The sequence below is a fragment of the Nocardia sp. NPDC004068 genome (assembly GCF_042874315.1).
Lineage (GTDB): Bacteria > Actinomycetota > Actinomycetes > Mycobacteriales > Mycobacteriaceae > Nocardia.
This window is the reverse complement of the sequence record NZ_JBIAMW010000007.1, coordinates 217473-239638: the sequence shown is the minus strand read 5'-3', so window position 1 is coordinate 239638 and position 22166 is coordinate 217473. Positions and strand designations below refer to the sequence as shown.

At 68.6% G+C, this 22166-nt stretch carries 16 protein-coding genes; 6 read left to right on the top strand and 10 right to left on the bottom strand.

Annotated elements, in window-relative coordinates; genetic code table 11:
- The first annotated feature begins 46 nt into the window (after positions 1-46).
- Positions 47-316, top strand: a complete 270-nt coding sequence (locus ACFYTQ_RS19905; protein ID WP_387362737.1) for a hypothetical protein — start codon at positions 47-49, stop codon at positions 314-316.
- A 58-nt stretch (positions 317-374) separates the two neighbouring features.
- On the opposite strand, the gene mycP is transcribed toward ACFYTQ_RS19905, so the two are convergent.
- The gene (gene mycP / locus ACFYTQ_RS19900; RefSeq protein WP_387362735.1) at positions 375-1802 is read right to left on the bottom strand and encodes a type VII secretion-associated serine protease mycosin; all 1428 of its coding nucleotides are present in this window, start codon (positions 1800-1802) and stop codon (positions 375-377) included.
- 7 nt (positions 1803-1809) lie between these two features.
- Positions 1810-3276: a type VII secretion integral membrane protein EccD gene (gene eccD / locus ACFYTQ_RS19895; RefSeq protein ID WP_387362733.1), complete on the bottom strand. Its 1467-nt coding sequence runs from the start codon at positions 3274-3276 to the stop codon at positions 1810-1812.
- A 159-nt stretch (positions 3277-3435) separates the two neighbouring features.
- Between eccD and eccCa the strand changes: the two genes are divergently transcribed.
- The 3 genes from eccCa to ACFYTQ_RS19880 all read left to right on the top strand — a co-directional run bounded on the left by eccCa (position 3436) and on the right by ACFYTQ_RS19880 (position 8375).
- Entirely contained in the window at positions 3436-7467 is a 4032-nt protein-coding gene (gene eccCa / locus ACFYTQ_RS19890; protein WP_387362731.1) for a type VII secretion protein EccCa, read from the top strand.
- Between the two features lie 251 nt (positions 7468-7718).
- Positions 7719-8033 carry a WXG100 family type VII secretion target gene (locus ACFYTQ_RS19885; protein WP_387362729.1) on the top strand — a complete coding sequence of 105 codons (315 nt, stop codon included), beginning with the start codon at positions 7719-7721 and terminating at the stop codon, positions 8031-8033.
- A 36-nt stretch (positions 8034-8069) separates the two neighbouring features.
- Positions 8070-8375: a WXG100 family type VII secretion target gene (locus ACFYTQ_RS19880; protein ID WP_387362727.1), complete on the top strand. Its 306-nt coding sequence runs from the start codon at positions 8070-8072 to the stop codon at positions 8373-8375.
- A gap of 58 nt (positions 8376-8433) precedes the next feature.
- Here the strand turns inward: ACFYTQ_RS19880 and ACFYTQ_RS19875 are convergent, their stop codons facing one another.
- The 5 genes from ACFYTQ_RS19875 to ACFYTQ_RS19855 all read right to left on the bottom strand — a co-directional run bounded on the left by ACFYTQ_RS19875 (position 8434) and on the right by ACFYTQ_RS19855 (position 15190).
- Positions 8434-9978, bottom strand: coding sequence for a serine/threonine-protein kinase (locus tag ACFYTQ_RS19875; RefSeq protein WP_387362725.1), 1545 nt, complete (start codon positions 9976-9978; stop codon positions 8434-8436).
- A 19-nt stretch (positions 9979-9997) separates the two neighbouring features.
- Positions 9998-11206, bottom strand: a complete 1209-nt coding sequence (locus ACFYTQ_RS19870; protein ID WP_387362723.1) for a hypothetical protein — start codon at positions 11204-11206, stop codon at positions 9998-10000.
- A gap of 9 nt (positions 11207-11215) precedes the next feature.
- On the bottom strand, positions 11216-12394 hold the full coding sequence (locus ACFYTQ_RS19865; protein WP_387362721.1) for a hypothetical protein: 1179 nt from the start codon (positions 12392-12394) through the stop codon (positions 11216-11218).
- Positions 12395-12529: 135 nt separating this feature from the next.
- Positions 12530-14023, bottom strand: a complete 1494-nt coding sequence (locus tag ACFYTQ_RS19860; RefSeq protein ID WP_387362719.1) for an alpha/beta hydrolase — start codon at positions 14021-14023, stop codon at positions 12530-12532.
- 285 nt (positions 14024-14308) lie between these two features.
- Positions 14309-15190 carry a PIG-L family deacetylase gene (locus tag ACFYTQ_RS19855; RefSeq protein WP_387362717.1) on the bottom strand — a complete coding sequence of 294 codons (882 nt, stop codon included), beginning with the start codon at positions 15188-15190 and terminating at the stop codon, positions 14309-14311.
- Between the two features lie 92 nt (positions 15191-15282).
- Between ACFYTQ_RS19855 and ACFYTQ_RS19850 the strand changes: the two genes are divergently transcribed.
- A complete protein-coding gene (locus ACFYTQ_RS19850; RefSeq protein ID WP_387362715.1) occupies positions 15283-16404 on the top strand; it encodes a metallophosphoesterase in 1122 nt (373 codons plus the stop codon).
- Here the strand turns inward: ACFYTQ_RS19850 and ACFYTQ_RS19845 are convergent, their stop codons facing one another.
- Both ACFYTQ_RS19845 and ACFYTQ_RS19840 read right to left on the bottom strand, forming a co-directional pair.
- Positions 16405-18081 carry a type VII secretion-associated protein gene (locus tag ACFYTQ_RS19845; protein WP_387362713.1) on the bottom strand — a complete coding sequence of 559 codons (1677 nt, stop codon included), beginning with the start codon at positions 18079-18081 and terminating at the stop codon, positions 16405-16407.
- Positions 18078-19280, bottom strand: coding sequence for a hypothetical protein (locus ACFYTQ_RS19840; RefSeq protein ID WP_387362712.1), 1203 nt, complete (start codon positions 19278-19280; stop codon positions 18078-18080). Before ACFYTQ_RS19840 ends, ACFYTQ_RS19845 begins: the two co-directional genes overlap by 4 nt.
- Positions 19281-19420: 140 nt before the next feature.
- Here ACFYTQ_RS19840 and ACFYTQ_RS19835 point away from each other — a divergent pair, with 140 nt between their 5' ends.
- On the top strand, positions 19421-20698 hold the full coding sequence (locus ACFYTQ_RS19835) for an FHA domain-containing protein (RefSeq protein WP_387362710.1): 1278 nt from the start codon (positions 19421-19423) through the stop codon (positions 20696-20698).
- A 24-nt stretch (positions 20699-20722) separates the two neighbouring features.
- Here the strand turns inward: ACFYTQ_RS19835 and ACFYTQ_RS19830 are convergent, their stop codons facing one another.
- Positions 20723-22153, bottom strand: coding sequence for a metallopeptidase (locus ACFYTQ_RS19830; protein WP_387362708.1), 1431 nt, complete (start codon positions 22151-22153; stop codon positions 20723-20725).
- Positions 22154-22166: the final 13 nt, after the last annotated feature.

Genomic DNA, 22166 nt, shown 5'->3' with positions numbered 1-22166 from the left:
AGGCTTTTCGAGCCGATCCGGGCCCGCCACCGAACAAGGAGTGTGCATGAGCAAGAGGATCTCGGCCCTGGCCACGTTCGCCGCGTCGGCCGCCGTCATCGGGGGGATCTGCGCCGCCAACGCGGGCGTCGCGTCCGCGGCCCCCATCGCCAAATACGGCACCCCGCAGGCCTGCGACCAGGCCGCGGCCCAGAAGAACGCGGAATACCGCCGCGATCACGCCGATTCCACCGCCCCCGGCCTGACCTACTACTGCGAGCCGTACGAGTGGGTGGAGACGAAATCCTGGGGGCTGTTCGTGCGGAGCAACGCCTAGCCGCGAACGCCGAAAACGCTTGTGGCCCGTCGCGAGACGGGCCACGGTCGTTTCCGGCTCACAGGTCGTCGCGCACGCCCAGCCTGCGGCGGATCGGGAACGAGGCCAGATAGCCGAGCACACCGAGCACGGCGATGACCGCGGTGCCGATCAGGGCGACGTCGCGGGAGGTGCTGTCCGGTGGGGGTGGGTTCGGGGGGACGGGGAGTTGTACGGAGCGGCCGGTGATGCTGCTCGGCTTCTTCTCCAGCACGAGATTCGGATCGACCGCGTGGGTCAGCGCCGCGACCGGATCGACGATGCCGAAACCCTCCCAGGCGTTCCAGCCGTCCGGCGGCCGATGGGCCGTAGCCTCGATGCGCCTGATCACGTCCGCGGCGGACAGTTCGGGGAAGCGTGCGCGGACCAGGGCGGCCACCCCCGAGACGTAGGGTACGGCGAAGCTGGTGCCGCGCAACGGATTGTCGCCGTTCCGGCCTATGGTGGCACGGGCCAGGCCCCCGCCGCGCGGATCGAGAGAGATGATCTCCTCACCGGGCGCGGCCACTCCCACCCAGGGACCCGGGACGGTGAATTGGGAGGGTTGGCCGTTGAGGTTCACCGAACCGACCGACAGGACGTACTTGTCGTACCACGCGGGGGTGACGGCCACCGTGAGATTGCTCCACGGGTCGGCGTTCGGGTGGATCGGGTCGACGCCCGAATTGCCTTGGCACTGTTGGTTTCCGCCCGCGGCCTGGGGATCCGCGTTGCCCGCCGCGGCGACGATCACGACGTCCTTCACCTCGGCCGCGTACTGCACGGCGGCACCCAGCTGATCGTCGTTGATGCTCGGCGACGTGCACGCGACGAGACTGATATTGATGATCCGCGCACCGGCGTCGGCCGCGTGCCGGATCGCCGCCGCGAGCGTTTTGGTGGTTCCGACGCCACCGCCGTTCTTCGGATCGTTCGGATCGGGCTGGGTGCCCTTTTCCCGGTAGAGCGTGGAGGTTTGGCGAATGGAGATGATCTGCGCGTCCGGCGCCACCCCCGAGAAGCCGTCTCGATCCGACGGTTGAGCGCCGATCAGGCCCGCGACGATGGTGCCGTGGACATCGCAGTCCTCGGTTCCGTCCCCGGCGGCCACATAGTCGCCGCGTCCCGACAGATTCGGTAACCGGGGATGCCGGGCGACGCCGGTATCGATGACGGCGACCGTCTGCCCCTCGCCACGACTGAACTGCCAGGCGTCGGAGATCCCGAGAAATTGCTGTGCCGGTGGGTGGGCCGGGGATTCGACGGTCCGCGTGTCCGTGCACGGGTTTCCGGCGGGCTCGGTGGGATTGAGCGGGGCCGGGTTTCCGTCCGGCGGCAGCGCACCGGGATTGATAGGCGGCGGACCGACCGCCGACGCGCCGGGCGCGCCGATCGTCGCGGACAGACCGGCGATCGAGCACGCCAGGACGAGACGCGCGACGCGTTGAGCGAAGACGGGCACAGTCATCGCGGACCTAGAGCGCGCGCACGATCGCGTACAGTTCCGCCACCCAGAACACCAGCGGCACAACGGCGGCCACGAAGCCGTACTCCAAAAGTTCGACCGCGCGGCGCATCGGGGGTGTGGCCTGTTGGTTGGGGACGATGATGCCGAGGACGAGGGCGCCGACCAGCATGACCATCGCGGCGCCGAAGACGGCGAGGGGCTGGTCGAGGGTGACGGCGGCGCCGATCATCATGAGCAGCAGGATCGCCGCGCCTCCGGCGATCAGGACGACGGCCTGTTCGGCTCCGGCGTAGGTGCGGCTGCGGAACATGAGCACGGTCGCGCACACCAGGGCCAGGGCGATGCCGGGCCAGTAGGGGTCGGCGGCCCTGGGGTCGGTGGCGGCGAGGGCGCCGACCGCCGTGACGAGGGTGGTGGCGGCGACCAGACCGGCCAGATACATCCGGGCGCGTTCGGATTTCGCGCGCAGCGCCTCCATCGACGGCAGCGCGCGATGGTCGTCGGGATCGTCCTCGGTCGGATCGATGGGGGTGCCGGGGGCGGGCACCGGGGGCAGCGGCAGCTTGGCCAGCAGCATCGACACCCGCGGCGCGAGCGAGAGCGCGCCGAGGGCCACCGCCGCCGCGACCGCGCCGATGGCCTTGTTCGGCTGCGCGGTGAGCAGACCCACCAGGCTCGCCGGAATCGCGAAGACCGACAACGTGGTAACGCCGATGAACAACGCCAGACCCACGCCGCTGACCCGCCACGCGAGCACCGCGGTCGCGCCCACCAGCACCCAGCCGAGCAGCAGATTCGCCCAGCCGTAATGGTCGGGCACGATCAACATGCCCGCGGTGAACGCGGTCGGCAGCGCGCAGCCGCCCAGCACCAGGGCCGTCGCCTTGTCGCCGTACATGCGGCTGAGCACGGTGCCCGCGACGACCAGCAGAATCGTGATGACCGCCGCCACCGAACCGGGAATCCAGCCGGGCAGCGCGTCGGGTGCGGCCAGCAGTCCGGTGCAGCCGACGAGCATCGTCGCCACCGCGATCACCGAACCGGTGACGCGCGCGATCGTCGGCGACCACGATCGGAAATGGTCGGTGTCGGCGATCGCGACGTTGTACATGATGTCGTCGAAAAGCGGTGTGGGCGCGACATGGTCGGCGCTTTCCAACATCAGCAACTCGCCGTCGCGCACACCGTGTTCGCCGAGACTCAGCGAATTGGAAAAGGGCGGTTGACCGATCCGCGCGAGCACCCATTCCGCGGGTTCGAATTGTTCGCCGGTGTTGTCGAATTCGTTGGTGCGACTGTGCTGGGCGACCATGTCGACGACGCTCGGAATGACAAGTGCGACGGGCACATCCACCGGAATGGCCATATCGACCTGCGTGTGTTTGGCGAGAATGGTGACGCGGGCCAGGTCCGGCGCGCGGACGATGCCGCGGCTCGCATCTTCCTCGATGTGATCCAGTCGCGCGTGCGTCACGCTTCCCCCAACCTCGTCTCTACCTCGTGTTTCCGCAAGCGCACCGGTTTGCGGAGGCGCGGTCCGTCCGTGCAGAATGCTGCCCGAACTGTACGACATGTCGGCGGCGCCCTCTACACTGAGGCCGCAGTACAGTCGCCGAAGGGGGAACTTCAGTCGATGAGCACAGTCCGGTTCCAGCGCCGCCAACGCCGGGAGGTTCCGCGCTCTCCGGGCGGTGAGGTGACGCTGCAGCCGCCTCCCGAGATCCCCCGCGCGGTACCCGGCAGCCTGTTCGGCAAGCTCATGCCCGTCGTCATGGTGGTGGGCATGGTCGGGATGATGGCGCTGATGTTCACCCGCGGCGGTGGTATCGCGTCGAATCCGATGTCGATGATGTTCCCGATGATGATGATCTTCTCGATGGTCGGCATGTTCGCCGGTCAGGGCGGGAAGGGTCAGAAGGCGGCCGAGGCCAACGAGGATCGCAAGGACTACCTGCGCTACCTCGACCAGGTGCGCAAGGATGTCGACGAGACCGCCGCCCAGCAGCGCGCGGCCGTCGAGTGGAGTCATCCCGAGCCCGGCCTGATCTGGATGCTCGCGGGCACCAGCCGCATGTGGGAGCGCCGCCCCGGCGACAAGGACTTCTGCCACGCCCGAATCGGTTTGGGCGGGCAGCGTTTGGCGACCCGGCTGGTCGCGCCCGAGACCGGGCCGGTCGAGGAGCTCGAGCCGATCGCGGCGGTGTCGTTGCGGCGCTTCGTGCGCACCCATTCCACGGTGCCGGATCTGCCCACCGCCATCGCGGTCAAGGGGTTCGCCACCATCCAGCTCAACGGCGACCGGACCCAGGCCCGGGACATGACCCGGGCGATGTTGTTGCAGCTGTGCATGTTCCAGGCCCCCGACCAGGTGCTGGTCGCGGTGGTCTGCGGCGCGGACACCTCGCGCGAGTGGGAGTGGACCAAATGGCTGCCGCACAACCAGCATCCGGAGGCGCAGGACGGCGTCGGCGCCCAGCGCATGGTCTACGGTTCGGTGCGCGCCCTGGCCGCGGGGCTGAACCCGTTGCTGCACAACCGCGTTCGGTATTCGCGGAACCAGCCCGCGAACCAGAATCTGGTGCACATCGTCATCGTGGTCGACGGCGGCCTGCTCGAGGCCGAGGAGGACCATCTGCGCGAATCCGGGTACGAGGGCGTCACGATCATCGATCTGTGCAATTACGCTCCGCGCCTGGCGGTTTCGCGCGGGATTCAGATGGTGGTCGAGAACGGTGAGTGCGTCGGCCGCGGCGCCACCGGGAACATGGAACGGTTCGCGCTGATCGATCGGATCAGCGCGCGGCAGGCCGAACAGGTGGCCCGGCGGCTCGCGCCGTTCCGGGTGGCGCTGCAACGCGGGGGCGACACCGCGACGGCCGAGGAGGCCGAGGTCATCTCGTCGTGGGCGCAGCTGATGGGCCTGGGCGATATCGGCACGTTCAATCCGGAGAACGCCTGGAAGCCGTGCTACGGCCGCGATCGGTTGCGGGTGCCGTTCGGCGTCGGCACCGACGGATTGCCGGTGTATCTGGACATCAAGGAGGCCGCCGAGGGCGGTATGGGCCCGCACGGCCTGTGCATCGGCGCGACGGGTTCCGGTAAGTCGGAATTCCTTCGGACCCTGGTGCTCTCGCTGTTGGCGACGCATTCGCCGGATCAGCTGAATCTGGTGCTGGTCGACTTCAAGGGTGGTGCGACCTTCCTGGGGCTCGAGGGGGTGCCGCACGTCGCGGCGGTCATCACCAACCTCGAGGAGGAGGCCGACCTCGTCGACCGTATGGCCGACGCCCTGCGCGGCGAGATGAATCGCCGCCAGGACATGCTGCGTAAATTCGGCAACTTCAAGAACGTCTCCGAATACGAGGAGGCGCGGGCCGCCGGCGCGGATCTCGACCCGCTGCCCGCGCTGTTCGTGGTGCTCGACGAGTTCTCCGAACTGCTCGCCCAGCACCCCGACTTCGCCGACCTGTTCGTGATGATCGGCCGCCTGGGCCGGTCGCTGCACGTGCATCTGCTGCTGGCCTCGCAGCGGTTGGAGGAGGGCAGGCTCAAGGGGCTGGAAACGCATCTGTCCTACCGCATCGGCCTGAAGACGTTCTCCGCCAACGAATCTCGTCAGGTGCTGGGCGTGCCCGACGCCTACAACCTGCCCAACAATCCCGGCGGCGGATATCTCAAGACCGACGCCGGGGAGATCGTGCGCTTCCAGGCGGCCTATGTGTCCGGCCCCTACATCGGCGGCGGTTCGCAGCGCGAGGTCACCCAGGCGGGCATCGCCGGGGGCGAGATCGATATCAACGCACGTAGTTTCACCGCCAACCAGGTGCCGTTCCGGCCCAGCGACCGCATTCCGGTGCCGGATCAGATCGTGATCACCGAGGCCGCGGACGACGGCGAGAAGACCTCCAATCTGGAGATGCTGGTCTCGCGGATTCGGGGCCACGGCCGTCCCGCGCACGAGATCTGGCTGCCGCCGCTGGACGAGCCGTCGACGCTGGACCAGCTCATCCCGCGGTCGGTCCTCACCGGTGAGCACAATCTCGTCGCCACCCTGTCCGCGCCGATCGGCATCGTGGACCGGCCGTTCGATCAGCGGCGCGACCCGCTGGTCGTGGACCTGTCCGGCAGCCGCGGCAATGTGGCGGTCGTCGGCGGTCCGCAGTCGGGTAAGTCGACCGCGCTGCGCAGCCTGATCATGGCGATGTCGATGACCCACACCGCCGAGCAGGTGCAGTTCTACTGCCTGGACTTCGGCGGCGGCACGCTCGGCAGCCTGGAGGGGTTGCCGCACGTGGGTTCGGTGGCCGGTCGGTTGGACCGCGACAAGGTGAGTCGCACGGTCCAGGAGATCACCTCGGTGCTGCGGCAGCGCGAGATGCGGTTCCGGCAGCTGGGGATCGAGTCGATGGTCGAGTTCCGCCGCCTGCGCGCGAGCGATCCGGCGAGCAGTCCGGCCGCGGCGGGCGTGCACGAGGATCCGTTCGGCGACGTGTTCCTGGTGATCGACGGATTCCTCAGCATCCGGCAGGATTTCGACACCCTCGAGCCCGCCATCCAGGCGCTGGCCGTGCAGGGCCTGTCCTACGGTGTGCACCTGGTGCTTTCGCTGAGCCGCTGGGCCGACGCCCGGCCCGCGATGAAGGATCAGATCGGCACCCGCATCGAGCTGCGGCTCGGCGATCCGATGGATTCCGATCTGGGCCGCAAGAACGCCTCGCTGGTGCCGATCGGCCGACCCGGTCGCGGTATGACGCCCGAGACCCTGCACATGCTCACGGCACTGCCGCGGGTCGACGGCAACTCCGATCCGAACTCGCTGAGTTCCGGTGTGGCCCAAGCGGTCGAGGCGATCGCGCGCACCACCCCGGGCCGCCGCGCGCCCGCGGTGCGCATGCTGCCCGAGCAGTTGCCGCGCGAACAGCTGCTGCACTTCCTCGGCGGCTGGCCCAACGGCCTCGATCCGCGGGTGAAGAACCTCCAGATCCCGATCGGCATCAACGAGGCCGAACTCGCGCCGGTGTTCCTCAATCTGGTCGAGCAACCGCATTTCCTCGTGTTCGGCGACAGCGAATGCGGCAAGACGAACCTGTTGCGCACCGTGATTCGCGGCATCGTCGAGCAGAACACCGCCGACAACGCGAAACTGATCATCGGCGACTACCGGCGCACCCTGCTCGGCGTGGTCGAGGGCAGGCACGTCGCCGGCTACGCGCCGTCGGCCCAGATGCTCGAGACGATGATGGGCGAGCTGGTCGCGATCCTGCGCCAGCGTCTGCCCGGCCCGGACGTGACCCAGCAGCAGCTGCGCGATCGGTCCTGGTGGTCCGGCCCCGAGATCTACGTCATCGTCGACGATTACGATCTGGTCGTCACCTCGCAGGGCAACCCCCTGTCGGTGCTCACCGAATATCTGGCCCAGGCCAAGGACATCGGCTTCCACCTCATCATCGCCCGCCGCTCGGGCGGCGCCTCGCGCGCGATGTACGAACCCCTGATCTCCCGGATGAAGGACGTCGGCACCGCGGGCCTGATCATGAGCGGCAACCGAGACGAGGGCATGCTGCTCAGCACCGTCCGACCCAGCGAAATGCCGCCCGGCCGTGGAACTTTTGTGACACGCTCGGGCAACCACCTCGTCCAGACGGCATGGACCGCCGCACCATGAACACGCTGGCGGTTTTCCGAGGGAGATGGCACGCTCTAGACCAAGTCGATCGGCTATCGACATGTGAGAGGGGGACGTGACACGACATCCGTACCGCATGCCCGGAGGTCATGCGAGCCCTTCGTTCGCGGTCAGGGGTGACCGGAATACGACGGAGGGAACCAGAGACGCGACCCATGCGTCCAAGGATCAGAAGAACTCGACCACTTGCCCACCGCATCCCGCGGTGAGCGATTCGAAGGAGTCACCACATGCCATTCCATGCCGAAGCCGCGGAGTTGGAGCGGTTCGTCCAGGAGATGCAGCAGAAGCACCACGACATCGCGGAGATGATCAAGAAGTCCTCCGGACACGCGAACACGTTGCAGGGCGGGACCTTTCAGGGCGCCGCCGGTACCGCGTTCCAGTCCACGTTCGAGCACTTCCTCACGGCCGCGAACAAGATGAACGACGCGCTGATGACCAACGCCGACAACCTGAAGAACGTCGGTGAGCAGTACGCGCAGATCGAGCGGGAGAACCTCGACAACCTGAACAAGGTCGGCGGCACGCTCAACATGTCCTGACCGTTCCGGTCACTTTCGAACTTCGGAGGAATATCAATGTCTGACTTCGGTGAAATCTCATACGACTTCGGCGCGATCAACGACGCGGGTACCGGCCTGAAGGCCGAGGCCATGAACATCACCTCCGCGCTGGAGGATATGGAAAAGAAGTTCCGCGACTTCGTCACCTCGCACTGGACGGGAAGCGAGGCCTCCGAGGCCTTCAGCCACGTGCAGGGCAACTGGCGTCAGCAGTCGGACGAACTCATGATGACGCTGGCCCAGCTCGGTACCAAGACCGTCGATTCGGGTGCGGGCATGCAGGATACGGACATCCTGGCCGCCAAGATGCTGATGGGCTGATCATCGGTTCCGGTCGGTCGGCCGTAACCCGAATCGGGTTGCGGCCGACCGATTTTCGCTATTTGACGCGCGAATGCAGCAGCGGCACCAGCTTGTCGAGCATGGCCTTCTCGGAGTCCGCGTTCCAGTTGCGGAAGGCGTCCACCGTGGCCGGGTCGTCGACCACGATGATCGTCGCCCGGCTGTTGGAGATATCCGAGGGCAACCCGGAGAAGCCGCCGTTGCCCGCGTTGGCGTCACTGCGGATCAACAGCATATAGCCGGTGGAGACGGTGTGGGAGAAGTCGAATCTGTCGTTCTTGCCGATCTCCCTCGGCGAGGGCTCGTCGCCGTTTCGCGCGTATGAGGTGTTGTAGTTGAATCCCAGGTGCTTGAGGAATGTGGTCTGGTCCGAGGGATTCAGATAGACCTTGACCGAGTTGTTGTTGTACGCGTCCGCGCCTGTCAGGTCGACCGCGGTGATCGTCGTCCCGGCGAAGGCGGGATTGTCCTTGCGCGCCTGATCGAGTGGTGCGAGCGCCGTCGTGGTCGTGTTCGGCGTCTCCGGCGAACCGCTCCCGCGCCACATCCAGATGCCGCCGCCCGCGACCACGGCCACCACCACGGCCGCGGCCGCGAGTAGGGCGAACCGGCGTCGCCTCGGTTTCGCGGGGGTGAGCGCCGCGAGACTCGCCTCGGTGGCACGCGGGTGAAAGGCCGTGGCGGACCCGGACTCCGGGGCCAGCCCGTAGCGCGGCCACGTCGGTTCCGCGGTGGGCGCCACGCCGCGCACGAGTGCCCCGGTGGCGGCGTCGGTGAACTCGCGGCAGGAGTTGAAGCGATCGGCCGGATTCTTGGCGAGCGCTCGCTGGAACACCACATCGATCGCCGACGGGAGTGCCGGGTTCACCGCCGTGGCCCGCGGCGGTGGCTGATGCAGATGTCCCATCATCACCATCGCGGGTTGCGTTGCGGGATAAGGGTTTTGGCCGGTCAGCAGCTTGTAGAACGAGCACGCCAGACTGTAGACGTCGGCACGATGGTCCAGTCGCTCGCCGGACAGCTGCTCCGGCGCGGCGTAGGCGATGGTGGCGACGAAGCTGCCGGTCTGGGTCAGTTCGGTCGCGTCCTCGGAGGACTTGGCGACGCCGAAGTCCGTGAGCAGCACCCGCTCCTCCTCCTCACCTTCGGAGAGCAGGAAATTGGCGGGCTTCACGTCCCGGTGCAGCAGACCTTTGCGATGCGCGTAATCCAGCCCCTTACCTACCTCGGTGACGATGCGCAGCGCCCGCATCGGGGTCATGGTGGCCGGTTGGCGGGCGAGTACGGCCGCGGCGTCGGTGCCCCGGACGTACTGCATGGCGATCCACAGCTGGCCGTTCTCCTCGCCGCGGTTGTAGACCGACACGATATTCGGGTGGTCCAGTCCGGCAGCGAGATTCGCCTCGCGTTCGAAGCGGCCACGGAACTCGGCGTCCGCGCTCAGGTGTGGGCTCAGCACCTTGAGCGCGTCCATGCGCGGCAGGCTCGGGTGTTTGGCCAGGTAGACCGTCCCCATCCCGCCCGCGCCGAGCACGCTCTGGATGAGGTAGCCGCCGATGACGGTGCCGGGGCTCAACGCCATTCTCCGAGATCTCCTGTTCTCACCAGCTGTTCGCGAGCTGGGCGTATTGCGCGGCGGCTCGCTGTTGCGCGTCCGCCAGCTGAGAGCTGTTCACCCTGGCGATGTAGCGCCCGTAATGCACCATGCACCGAAAGCGGTTGTCGTTGAAGGTCGTGTTCTTCTCCGAGTCCGGATCCTCCGCGCAGAGGACATCCGGGACATCGGCCGGACCGTCGACGGGGCGGGCGGTTTTCTGCCGTTTCTTGGCGACGTAGTCCTGGGCGGCGGCCGCGTCGCGGGCGCGCAGCACCACGGACTTGTCGACGACTCCCGCCACGTCGATTCCGCTGGCCTCCAGGTCGCTCTTCGTGGCCGACGTGTCACCACCCGCGAAGGCCAGAAAGGCGTGCGAGGTCACGCTCATGGTGATCGGCACGAACGGGCTGTAGGTGCTCAGTTCGTTCTTGGTGAAGATCCGGCGCAGAATGTCGTCCGGATCCATGGGAAGGTGAAGGATCTCCCGTTTCGTCAGCGGCTTCAGCGAATCGAGCGGCGGCAGTTGAACGTCGTAGATGTGCTCGGTCAACGCGGTGAGGTCCGGCAGCTCGGTGCGGGGTGTGCGGGCGAAGATGTTCACCACATACGACCCGCGGGCCAACCAGGAACCCAGCGTCCGGATTCCGGGCCGCCAATGTGACCGCGCGGCAGGATATTTCGCGAGTTGAACGCTCTGGTTCTGGTCCTTGGCGACATCGAAGTCGATGGTCTCGAACGCCTGTGCCGCGGCCGCCGCGCTCGCCTCGTCGGGATACTGCATGACGAGGACCGAGGCGTAGGTATCGCCGGCCTTGGCGAAGTCGACCTCATCGTGGTCGCTCGAGGATACGGAGAAGCCGTAGAGCAGGCCGTACTGGGTGGCGGCGGCACTGAAATGATCCTGGAAGAAGGAAGGGGCGTCGCTCAACTCGGCCAGGCGTCCGGCGGCGCTGTATTTCAGTTTCGGATCGATGTCCAGTCCGTTGACGACCTTGTCGGCCAGCCGCATTATCGCGAGGTGCTTTCCGCTGCTGAGGCCGGGATAATAGTTGTAGCGCATATCGTTCGGGTCGGTCGAGTAGCTTCCCACGTCGAGTTTCCGAACATCGATCTCACCTGCCGCGGGATGTCCGGAAACGCTTCCGCAGGCCGAGATCAGCAGAGATACGGCGGCGGCGACCGCGGTGGCGGCGATTCTTCGAGAAAGACTCATGTGCGCGACCTACTTGCTGTTCACGAGGAGGGCGTACTGGGCCGAGATCCTCTGCTGTGCGTCCTGGAGTTGTTGCGATCCGGTGCTCGACGCATAACGGCCGTACCGTACGAAGCAGGTGAAACGCTGAAAAGGCTTGGGTCCCTTGTATTGAAAGCACTTGGCGATCGGCAGGCCCTTCGGGGAGTTCACCGTCTGCGTCATGCGGTCCGGCTTGGCCATATCGTCGAAGATCTTCTGCGCGGCCTGTGCGTCCCGCGCCCGCGTGACCGACGCGCCGTCGAAGGCCACGAGGTCGACGCCGTTCTCGTTGTACGCCTTGGCGGTGAACTCGACATCGTCGACGAAGTTCAATGCGCCGTGCTGGTCGTAGACGCCCGGCACGTTCTCGTAGGAGTCGCCGTCCGGACGTTTCAAGGCTCGTCCACGCATGTTCTCGCGGTCCACGGGGACGGTCATCAATTGGTCCGGCGGGGTCGGCCGGTAGTTCTTCAGCCGGGCCTCGGTGACGTCGATCGCTTTCTCGGCGAGATTGGTGAGAAAGGGAAGGTCGGACTCGCCGATCTCGGCGTTCTCGTAGTGGGAGACTATCGTGACCAAGACGATTCGATCGACCGGCGTCCAGGCGACGATGATTTGCTTGGCCGGTTGCCATCGCGCGACCGTATTCGGATGGTTGCTCAGCGGCACCGGTTCGACCGGATCATCGTGGATGAAGTCGCCGCGCGAGAGCGCCGCGGCGGCCTCACGGGCCGAATTCTCGTCCTTGAACAGGAGGGCGGTATTGACCAGATCGTGTGAGAGTTTCAGTGACTGGTCCGAGGTTCCCAGTGTGGAAAATCCCCCGATATAGTTCTTGGCCGCGTCGGCGAAGCCGGTCTCGCTCACCCATCGGAACATCGGACTCAAATGGGAGTTGTCGGTGTCGAGGAAGGCGTGCACGTTCGACTCGCCGAATTTCAGCGCCGGATCGATCTCGTACGGCAGCGGCAGCACATTGCCCAGCCGCTCGGCTTCCATGAACCGCGCCAGCCCCTCACTGTTCGGCACCCCCAAATCCCGAGGCTGAGTCGAGTACTTCCCCACATCCAACTGCCCCAGATCCACCACCGGATCACTCACCCCCGCCCCCGAACTGTCCGATCCGCACGCCGACAACCCGACCGTCGCCACCATCCCCGCGGACATCACCGCCCGCGCTGCCAGCCGTCGGAGGCGCCCGTTTTCCCTGTCAGGCCGCACGCCCTCCCCCTCTCGTTAGGTCTCGCGGCATACTACTTCAGCCGTTGAACGGGTTCAGGGGGCGAGTTGGGGGCCGTCAGGTTAGTCGGGGAAGTAGGACGGGTCCGGCTGGCAGGTGGTGTCGGCGGTGGGGAGGGTGCCGGTGGACAGGTAGGCGTTGACGTGGTCGTTGACGCAGGGGCTCAGGCCGACGCGGAAGGTGCCGTGGATTCTGGTGTCGGCCAAGGTGATCAGGCGGGAGGCGGGCAGGCGGCGGTGCAGGGCAAGGCCTTCCGCGTAGGCGGTGCGGGTGTCGCGGGTGGCTTGGAGCATGAGGACGGGGACGTCGTTGTGGACGTCGGTGGGGGGTTCGAGGGGATCGGGCCAGAAGGCGCAGGCGGTGATGTTGTTGGCGAAGGCGCCGAAGACGGGCTGGGTGGGGCGGGCGCGGTCGATGTTGGCGTAGTACCAGGCGGGGTCGTGCGGGGCGGCGCGGTCGTCGCACATGACGGCGGCCATGCCGGAGGTTTCGAGGGGGACCGCGGCGCTGATCTTGGATTTGAGGCGTTCCATGTCGAGGGGCAGGCCGGAGACGCCGTCGGCGACCATGCGGACGACCTCGGCCAGATCGGGATTCAGCCGCGGGTTCAGCAGCAGCGCGAGCAGCATCATGGGGACGGTGTGTTCGTCGACGAGGTAGCCGTCGGACGCGATGGGGTGGCTCGCCGCGCGGCGGATGACGTCCTCGACGAACGCGCGGACCTGCGGGCCGGTCGTGCCGAAGTGGTAGTCGGCGTCGTGGCGGGCGGCCCAATCGGCCCAATCGTCCAGTCCCGCTTCATTGGCCGGGCCCATGTCCTGGAACATGCCGAGCCAGTACCGATCCGGGTCGACATTGCTGTCGAGCACGATGCGGCCGCTGCGCTCGGGGAACAGCTGGGTGTAGACCGCGCCGAGATAGGTGCCGTAGGAGACGCCCAGGTAGTTGAGCCTCGGCTCGCCGAGCGCGCCGCGGATGACATCGATGTCGCGGGCGGTGTTGCGGGTGGTGATGTAGCGGACCTTCTCCGGATCCGGCGCGAGACACGAACCGGCGAGGGCGGCGGCCAGTGTCGTATCGCGGGCGTAGCCGAAGACGTCGAAGCCCGCCGAGAACAACATGGTCGGCAGCGGCACCGCGCAGTTCACCCGATCGGATCGCCCGATGCCGCGCGGATCCATGCCGATGAGGTCGTATCGCGACCGCACCTCCGGGGAGAGGCTCGCACCGAGATTCAGCCACATCCGCAGCCCCGGCCCGCCCGGCCCGCCCGGATTGGACAGCAGGATGCCCTCCCGCCGGTCCGGGTCGGTCGCGGGCAGCCGGGAGATCCCGACGGTCAGCGTGCGCCCGTCCGGCCGCGAATAGTCCAGCGGCACAACGATTCCCGCACACTGCGCGCCCGCGTCATCGAGCGCCCGGTCCCCGCACGCCGTCCACTCCACCCGCTGCCGATAGAACCACGGCTCGGCCTCGGCCGTCGCCCCTGGCGCCCCCCACACGAGCGCGGCGACCGCCAAGACTCCCGCCACCACCAGACGAACCCGACCGACCACGACCACCCTCCCTCCGCAACCCTCCGACGGCCGCCCCGCCGGACCCGCCCAGACGTTACCCCGCCACCCCAGCCGCACCTCTCTATTCGAATCCGCAAGCCCCAGACCCGCAGCGGCGCGGACGGTGCACAGCAACCCAGCCGCACCCTCTATTCAAATCCCACCCGCCCCAGACCCGCAGCGGCCCAGACGTTGTACAGCAACCCAGCCGCACCCTTTATTCGGATCCGCACCCGTTTCGGGGCCCTGCAAGGGGTGCGGATTCGAATAAGGGGTGCGGCTGGGTTAGTGGGCAGGGGGGTGGTGGTGCCAGATGAGGTCGCCGCCGCGGCGGGTGTGGGAGCGGTGGATGAGGGCTTGTACTCGGTGGGGGCCGCCCAGGGGGGTCAGGTCGGTGCGGTGTTCGGTCAGGGCTCGGAATTGGGTGGATTCGTGGTGGGGGGTGGTGGGGAGGGTTGTGCAGGACCAGGTTTCGGGGTGGGCGGGGCGGTGGAGGGTGGTGAGGGGGTCGGGGCCGGTGGGGAGGAGGGAGCGGGTGGCGAGATGGTAGGCGAGGCGGGGGTTGGCCCAGCCGGGGGTGTCGCGGAGGCGGAAGGGGTGTAGGCGGGTGACGGGGTGACGGCGGCGGCAGCGTTCGGAGAGGGCGGGGAAGTCCTCGTAGAACAGGAGTCGGGGGGAGGGGGTCAGGGCGAGGGCGGCCAAGGCGACCAGGACGTGGTCCACGTGGTTGCCGATGGCCAAGGGGGCCAGCACGATCGAGCCGCAGGCGAGGGCCTCCTCGAGGCCGTGGCGGACGGCGGCGATCTCGGGGCAGGCGAGGATGTCGCGGGGAGTGTGGAACAGGCCGAACGGGCGCAGCGGCGGGGGCTCGCGGAAGATGCGGCCGAACAGACCCAAACGGTGGGTGCGGGCCCCCAGGATGCGCAGGGCGCGGTCGTCCTCGGCGCGCCGGACGACCAGATCGGCGAAGGCGTCGCGGCGGCCGTCGTGCCGGGCGTCGTCGCGGCCGCCGGTGAAGACGGTGAGAACCTCCACCTCCCGGCCGGATTCGGCCTGCGCGGCGATGAGCGCGCCGAGGGCGAGCGCGGCGTCGCCGAAGTGCGGGGACACGACGACCACTCGTTCGGCGGCGGCGAAGGCGCCCGCCACGACTGACGAACCGGTCACAGGGCGACTCCTTCGCGCGGCGCGAGAGCCCTACCACCGTACCGATGTGTCCGGATCGGCTCGCCGGATTCGACTATCGGTATCGTCGATCGGTGAAATATGTTCCGCGTGTAGCGCTGTTCCTGGCGATTCCCGCCCTGCTGTTCGCCGTGCCGTGGTGGCTGCTCGTCTACACCACGACCAGCGGTTCGTCGTTGTGGATCGGGTCGGCGGTGTTCCTGCTCGCCTTCCTCGCGCTGCCGGGCTCGATGATCCTGGGGCACGGGCGAACTCATTCGGACACGGCGGCCGTGGTGGGCGACACGCTGCTGGGGACGATCTGGGTGTTGTTCAGCTGGTCGGTGTTCGGGGCGCTCGCCCGCGCGGTGCTGATCGTGGCGGGAGTCGAGGATCCGGTGCGATCGCGGGTGGTCGCGGTGGCGGTGCCGGCGATCGCGGCGGCGCTGCTGGGCTGGGGCGCGGTGGAGGCGCGGCGGGTGCCGCGGATCCGGACAGTGCCGGTGCCGATCGCGGGTCTCGGTGCGGGACTGGACGGTCTGCGGCTGCTGGTGATCACCGATACCCATTACGGGCCGCTGAATCGGCGGCGCTGGTCGGAGCGCGTGGTCGAGGCGGTGAACGCGCAGCGGCCCGATATCGTCGCGCACGCGGGCGATCTCGCGGACGGCCCGCTGGAACGGCGGCGCGCGCAGGTGGATCCGCTCGGCAAGGTGGAGGCGGAACTGGGCCGGTTCTACATCACCGGCAATCACGAGTACTACGGCGACGCGCCCGGCTGGATCGAGTACATGACGGGCCTGGGCTGGCAGCCGCTGCACAACGAGCATCGCGTCGTCGAGCGCGGCGGCGACCGGCTGGTGATGGCGGGCATCGACGATCCGACCGGGGTGACCGTGCCCGGCCACGGTCCCGATCTGGCGGCCGCGTTGTCCGGCGCGGATCCGGACCTGCCGGTGATCCTGCTGGCCCACCAGCCCAAGCAGATCACCGACGCGGTGAAAGCCGGTGTGGCGCTTCAGATCTCGGGACACACGCACGGCGGTCAGATCTGGCCGTTCCACTATCTGGTCCGTCTCGATCAGCCCGTCGTGGCCGGATTGTCCGAGCACGGGCGCACCCGGCTCTACACCAGTCGCGGCACCGGCTTCTGGGGACCGCCCTTCCGCGTCTTCGCCCCGAGCGAGATCACGGTACTGACCCTGCGCGCGGCCTGATCAGCCGAGAATTCGCAGATCGCGCAGCAGGCGATCGCAGGTGGGCGCGAACGCCGCCCACGCCTCGGGCACGGTGCGGCAGCCGACGCTGACCTGAAGCGCCGAGCCGACGATGACCCGCCAGTGGACGGTCGTTCCGTCGCTGGGGAATTCGTCGTAGGCGAGGGCCGGAACCCCGGGAACGCTCGCGTCCTCGCGCAGCGGACCGAAGGTTCCCGGCGGGCGCCGCTGGATCTGGGTTTCCAGCACCGCGCGCACATCGGCCAGGGTCGAGGCCGGATCCAACGCCTGCTGCACGAGCACGACGCGCTGAGTGGACCCGTCGGCCGTCAGTTCGGTACGGGAATCGGATTCGGCGGTGACGTGCCAGCCGGGCGGCACCGCGACCCGCACCCGACCGGTCGTGTGGAGAACGGGCTGCGCGGTCGGGGGAGGAACCGTCGGCGCGGTCGACGGCGAGGGCGTCGGCGCGGCGGATTCGCGAGTTTGCTTGCCGCCCAACGCCACCGCTGTCACCGCCGCCGCCACGACCACCGCGCCCACCAGAACACCGACGATCAACAGCGAGCGACGCTCCCGCGGCGACCGCGCGGCCCGTGCCCGATCGCGCAGCGAGTCGCGTCGCGGCCGCGTACCCGACTCTCGTTCGCGCGAGACCACCTGTCGCGGCGGCCGAGCGGCCCACGAATCCTGTTGCGGCAGAACGGTGTCGGAAGACAGTCCGGTACCCTGCGGCCCGTCGCGCAGCGAATCGCCTTGCCACGACGTCGCACTCGGCCCGTGGTCGTCAGGCCCCACTCGTTCGGGAGGTGCGTCGTGTCCCGCACGCGCCGCCCGTTCCGAATCGCGTTTTCGTGTCCGTGTGGCAGCGGCCCGCTCACGCAGCGAACCGGGTCGTTCGATGGCCGGGGGCAAACCGTCGCGGGCGCGATCGAAGCCCGTGCCCGCGAGCAGATCACCGCCGGTGATCGCGCGGACGTCGACGGCGAATCCGCACTGCCGGGCGACGGCCTCGCGCAAAGCGGTCAGGGTTTCGATATCGGGAATACCCAGTGCCGCAACGTAATTCGGCGCGCGACCGGCGAGCAGCCGCGCCACCACCGCGGCCATCGCATCCGGTCCGTGGTCCTCGCCGAGGTCCGCCGCGCCCACGGTGGGCTCGAATTCGCGGGACTCCAGCCAGATCTGCTGTCCGGACCGGCCGACCAGGCTGACCGTCGTGGTCAGCGGGGCCGGTTCGAGCACCGCGATGCGCTGCTGCTGGCCGGTGCTTCCGCTCGCCGCGGCCGCGCGCAGGGCCAGCGGTTCGAGGGTCACGGTCGCGGCGAGTCGGAGTGCGGCGGTCTCCAGGGCGTGCCGCCGCCGCATACCCCATTCGGAGGGGATGGCGAGGGTCAGGCGTTCGCAGGGGCCGGGCAGGCGCAGGTCGGTGAGGACCGCGCCGAGCACCATGGCCAGGGCGTCGGTGGTCGTCGGCGGAATCGGGGCGAACGCGATCCGGTCCGCGGTGGCCAGGCCGACCACGGACACGGCCGGGTCGGCGGGACGCAGCGGCGGGCCCACCACGAAACCGGCGCGATCGCTGGTCGGGACGATCGAGGGCACGCCGTCCCAATGCGTCGCCTCGCCGCGCGCCCACAGCCGGGTCTCGGTCAGGACGACGTCGACCGTGCTCACAGACTGTTGGCCAGCAGGGCGTACGAGGCGGCGGTCCGCTGGTCGGCGTCGGCGCGATCATTGCTGGTGATCACCGCGACGTAGCGCTTGTAGGGCACGTAGCAGCGGAACTTCGGCTCGTGTTGCAGATCGCCGGTGCTGTTGAGCTGCACGCACTTCGCGCCGGGGACGTCCTTGGGGGCGTCGGTCGGATCGTATTCCGAGCCCGCGACCGAGATGAGTCCGGTGATCAGCCGCTGACCCGCGGCCGTGTCGCGCACGCGCAGCACCGAGTTGTTGTCGCCGACCGACAGCGCGTCCATGCCGGTGTCGTCGACCAGGCGTTGCCGGGCCGTCTCGTCGGCCGCGATCTGCACGAAGGCCGCCGAACCGTAGACGGCGAACTTGTCCGGATCGGGTGTGCGCGCGGACCGGTCCCGCACGAGCGTGCGCGCGAGCATGCCCTCCGGATCCACGGGCAGCGCGTCGAGGCGGTCCTTGGGCGTCGGGGCGAACTGATCGAGCGCGGGCACCTGGGCGTCCAGCGTCTTCTGCACCCACGCCAGCAGATCCTGTTCCTCGGAGCGCGGGCGCTCGATGAACAGCGAGATCACGAATTCCTTGTAGGCCATGAAGGTTCCGACGTTCGCCACGCCCGGCCGGTAGTGGACGAACGCGTCGCGGTACTTCGGCAGCGGCAGTTTGCGATTGAGGTCCGGCGCGACGGCGAAGTCGACGTCCTCGAGTTCGCGGGCGGCCGCGCGGGCGGCGTCGGCGTCGGGAAAGCGCATGACCAGATTGGTGACCGTGGTCGCGCCCGGCGTGGGCCCGTTGCCGGACGTGGGCCGGTCCGCGCCCGCGGCGATGTAGCCGACGATCATGTTGCGGCGATCGAGCACGGGTTTGGACACCCCGGCCAGGAAGTGGTCGGTGGCGTCGGCGCTGTCGGGCACCACGCGGCCCTGTTCGCCGACCGACAGCGAGGGGTCGATGCGCACGGTCGGCACCACCGCCTGCGACATCCGCATCCCCTCGAGCAACGCGCCCTTACCGCTGGCGGTCTGGTCGTACCGGTGTCGGTCTACCGGATAGGAGCCGACGTCCAGATGCCGGACGTCGATCTCGCCCGCCGCCGGGGTGCCCTTCATGCCGCATCCGGCGAGCAACCCGGCCGCGGCCAGACAGACGACGAACAATGATGTGCGCTTGCAGCGGTCCATGGACCAGTCCCCGTCCCTCGCGGTGCCTCGCTCACAAATTACCGGAGCGCGGGCGCTCGAGCACCGGCGATCGCCGATTGCCTTAACCTTGTCGGTGTGGCGACGACCCCGCAGCTGTGTCCCGGGAGCCGATTCCGTTGATGGATCGGCAGGTCGAGATCGTCGCGGGCACGCATGTCGCGGTCCGGGTGGCCGGGGCACTGGTGCTGGTGGCCCATCGCGAACCCGGTGCGGCGCACGCGGATTCGACGGCCGTGCTCGCCGCCGAGGAGCTGGCCCGGCTCGTCGCCGAGGTGTCCGAGCAGACCGAGGGCGGTCCGGGACGGCTGGTGGCGCGCGAGGTGACCCGCTGGCTGATGCGCGAGGCCGAGCAGCTGTCGCCGCGGCGGCCGATCGAGCTCGGCATCCTGTCCCGGGCGGACTCCGGCGGGATCGCGATCTTCCTGCACGGCGGCGTGAGCGCCCTGCTGTCGGGCGCGCGCGGGACCGAGTACTTCCGCGGCGTGGACGCGGCCTTCGCGGTGGATCGGGTCGCCGAGCAACCCGACCGCGCGGCCGCGTTGTTCGTCGACGAGGAGGGGCGCGTACCGGAACTGCCCGATCGCGGCATCGGCTCACTGGTCGAGGGCGTGGCCACCGCGTCGGGCGCGGTCGTGTGGTTCGAGGCCGAGCGGCCGCGCGCGCGGCACCGTCCGGCCGACAGCGGCGGCGCGCATCGCCGTCCCGAACCGCCCGAGCAGTCGTTCACCGAACTGCCCACCGAGGCGATGCCCGACGCGCATCGCTCCCAGCCGCAACCGCGGCCCGAACCCGAACCGCGCCAGCCGGTTCCGCAGACCCAGCCCGATCCCGGCGGCGCGCACGCCGGGACCAATCCCGCGCCCCGGCCCGATCCCGAACTCGAACGCCGCCTCGAGGCGACCGCCAAGGCCACCTCGCTGACGGTCAAGGTGCTCGGATTCAAATGCGCCCGAGCCCATCCCAGCGATCCGCGGTCGGCGTTCTGCACGGTGTGCGGGATGCCGGTGGATCAGACCCAGCAGCCCGCCGAGGTCGTCCGGCCGCCGCTGGGCGTGCTCGTGCTCGACGACGGCATGACCTACATGCTGGCCGCCGACGCCGTGATCGGCCGCGAGCCCGAGACCTCCGAGGCCGCCCAACGCGGGCTGATGCCGCTCAAGATCGACGACGTGTCCGGCGGCATGTCCCGCGTGCACGCCGAGGTCCACCTGGTGAACTGGGATGTGCTGGTCGTCGACCGCGGCTCCACCAACGGCACCCGCGCCCGTCTGCCCGGCTACCACGACTGGATTCGTTTGCAGCCCAACCAACCTCTGGCCCTGACCCACGGGGCGGAGATCATGCTCGGCAACCGGGTGTTGCGCTTCGAGCCCGCCGCACCGCCGCCGTTCGGGTGACGAGATGCGGCGGATACCCACCACTCAGGTATAACGGGCCTCGCAGGTCTGCTGGGTGCCGAGGACGCCCGCGCGGAACGCGTCGACGCGGGAGAAGCCGCTGGGGACGGTCTTGCCCTCGACATCGCTGGCGGCCAGGCCGTCGGTGAGCAGGCCGGAGACGGCCTTGTCGAGATCGCCCGCGGTCAGGCGCAGGTCGCCGGGTTTGAAGGTGTGGTTGGTGTCGGAGAGTTTGGCCGTGATCACCCCGGACAGGCAGGCCGCGCGCAGCCCCGTCTTCGCGCCCGTGAGCCGTTGGCCCGCATTGCCTTGGACCGCAAGGGTATAGCGCGAGACGAAGACGACGAAGGCGTCGTAGTCGCCGGTCACCCGGGTCGGGAAGCCCTCCTGGTCGGAGGTGCTCGCGGTGCCGCGTTCGGCGAGCGCGGGGATGTCGGTGCCGATGGTGTTGGTGGCCGGGCAGTAGGTGACCGGGACCGTGTCGGCGCCGTCGGCGCAGTGCAGTTTCGCGCCGTGATAGTCGTAGGTCGGCGCGTGCGGGACCGGCATGATGGCCGCCATCTGCCGACTCAGCGTGACCAGATTGTCCTTGCTGATCTCGGCCTGGTCCTGGGTGCCGGTGTCGGCGGCCAGGGCCTCGGGCAGATTCTTGCGGCGGCGGTTGATGTCCTTCATATCGATGGCCTTGCACGCCTTGGGCCCGTCGGTGAACCCGATCTGCACGGCGGTGACGCGTTCGAAGGCCGAACCGTGCACGGCCTCCGGATCGCCCGGGTTGGCGTCGCGGATCGCGACCGTGGCGGCCAGCACGCTGTTCAGGCCGTCGGCGGTGTTGATGGTGAAGTGCCGCGATTTGCCCTCGGCCACATGGCGAATGAACGCGCCCGCGAAACAGTCGGCCTGCTGCTCCTTGACGATCACCGGATCCTTCGCCGACACGATGCGCGACATGGTCTGGATGGCGTGGCCGTACTCGTGGGCCAGCACCATCACCACGGCCATCTTGCCGAAGCTGTCCTGCATCATCGGCAGCAGCACGCCGCGGTCCCAGCCGATCGAGCTGTCCAGACGGCAGTACGCGGCGTTCACCAGGTGATAGGTGGTCTCCTTGCAGAACTGGGTCTCCTGGCTGCGCGGCGCCTTGGCCGTCCAGGAGAAGAACTTGGTGACCGGGCTGAACTCACCGTCGAACTCGTTGTGATATTCGCCCTGCCAATAGGTTTGGATGTCGTCGATGGCGTTGAGGGCCAGCTTGTCGAACTCGCCGTTGTCCGCGCCCGTGGCGGTGAGCGCGGAATCGGGGACGCCCGGTCGCGGGCCGCTCGGCTCGTTCGTGGTGGGCAGGCCGCCCACCTGGAACGGGTCGTCGTAGATCGAGACCGCGCGGCCGTCCGTCGTGCGGGTGCAGCCGGAGAGCAGGGCGGCCGCCAGCACGAGTATCGCGAGCACACCCATGGTCTGGCTCCTC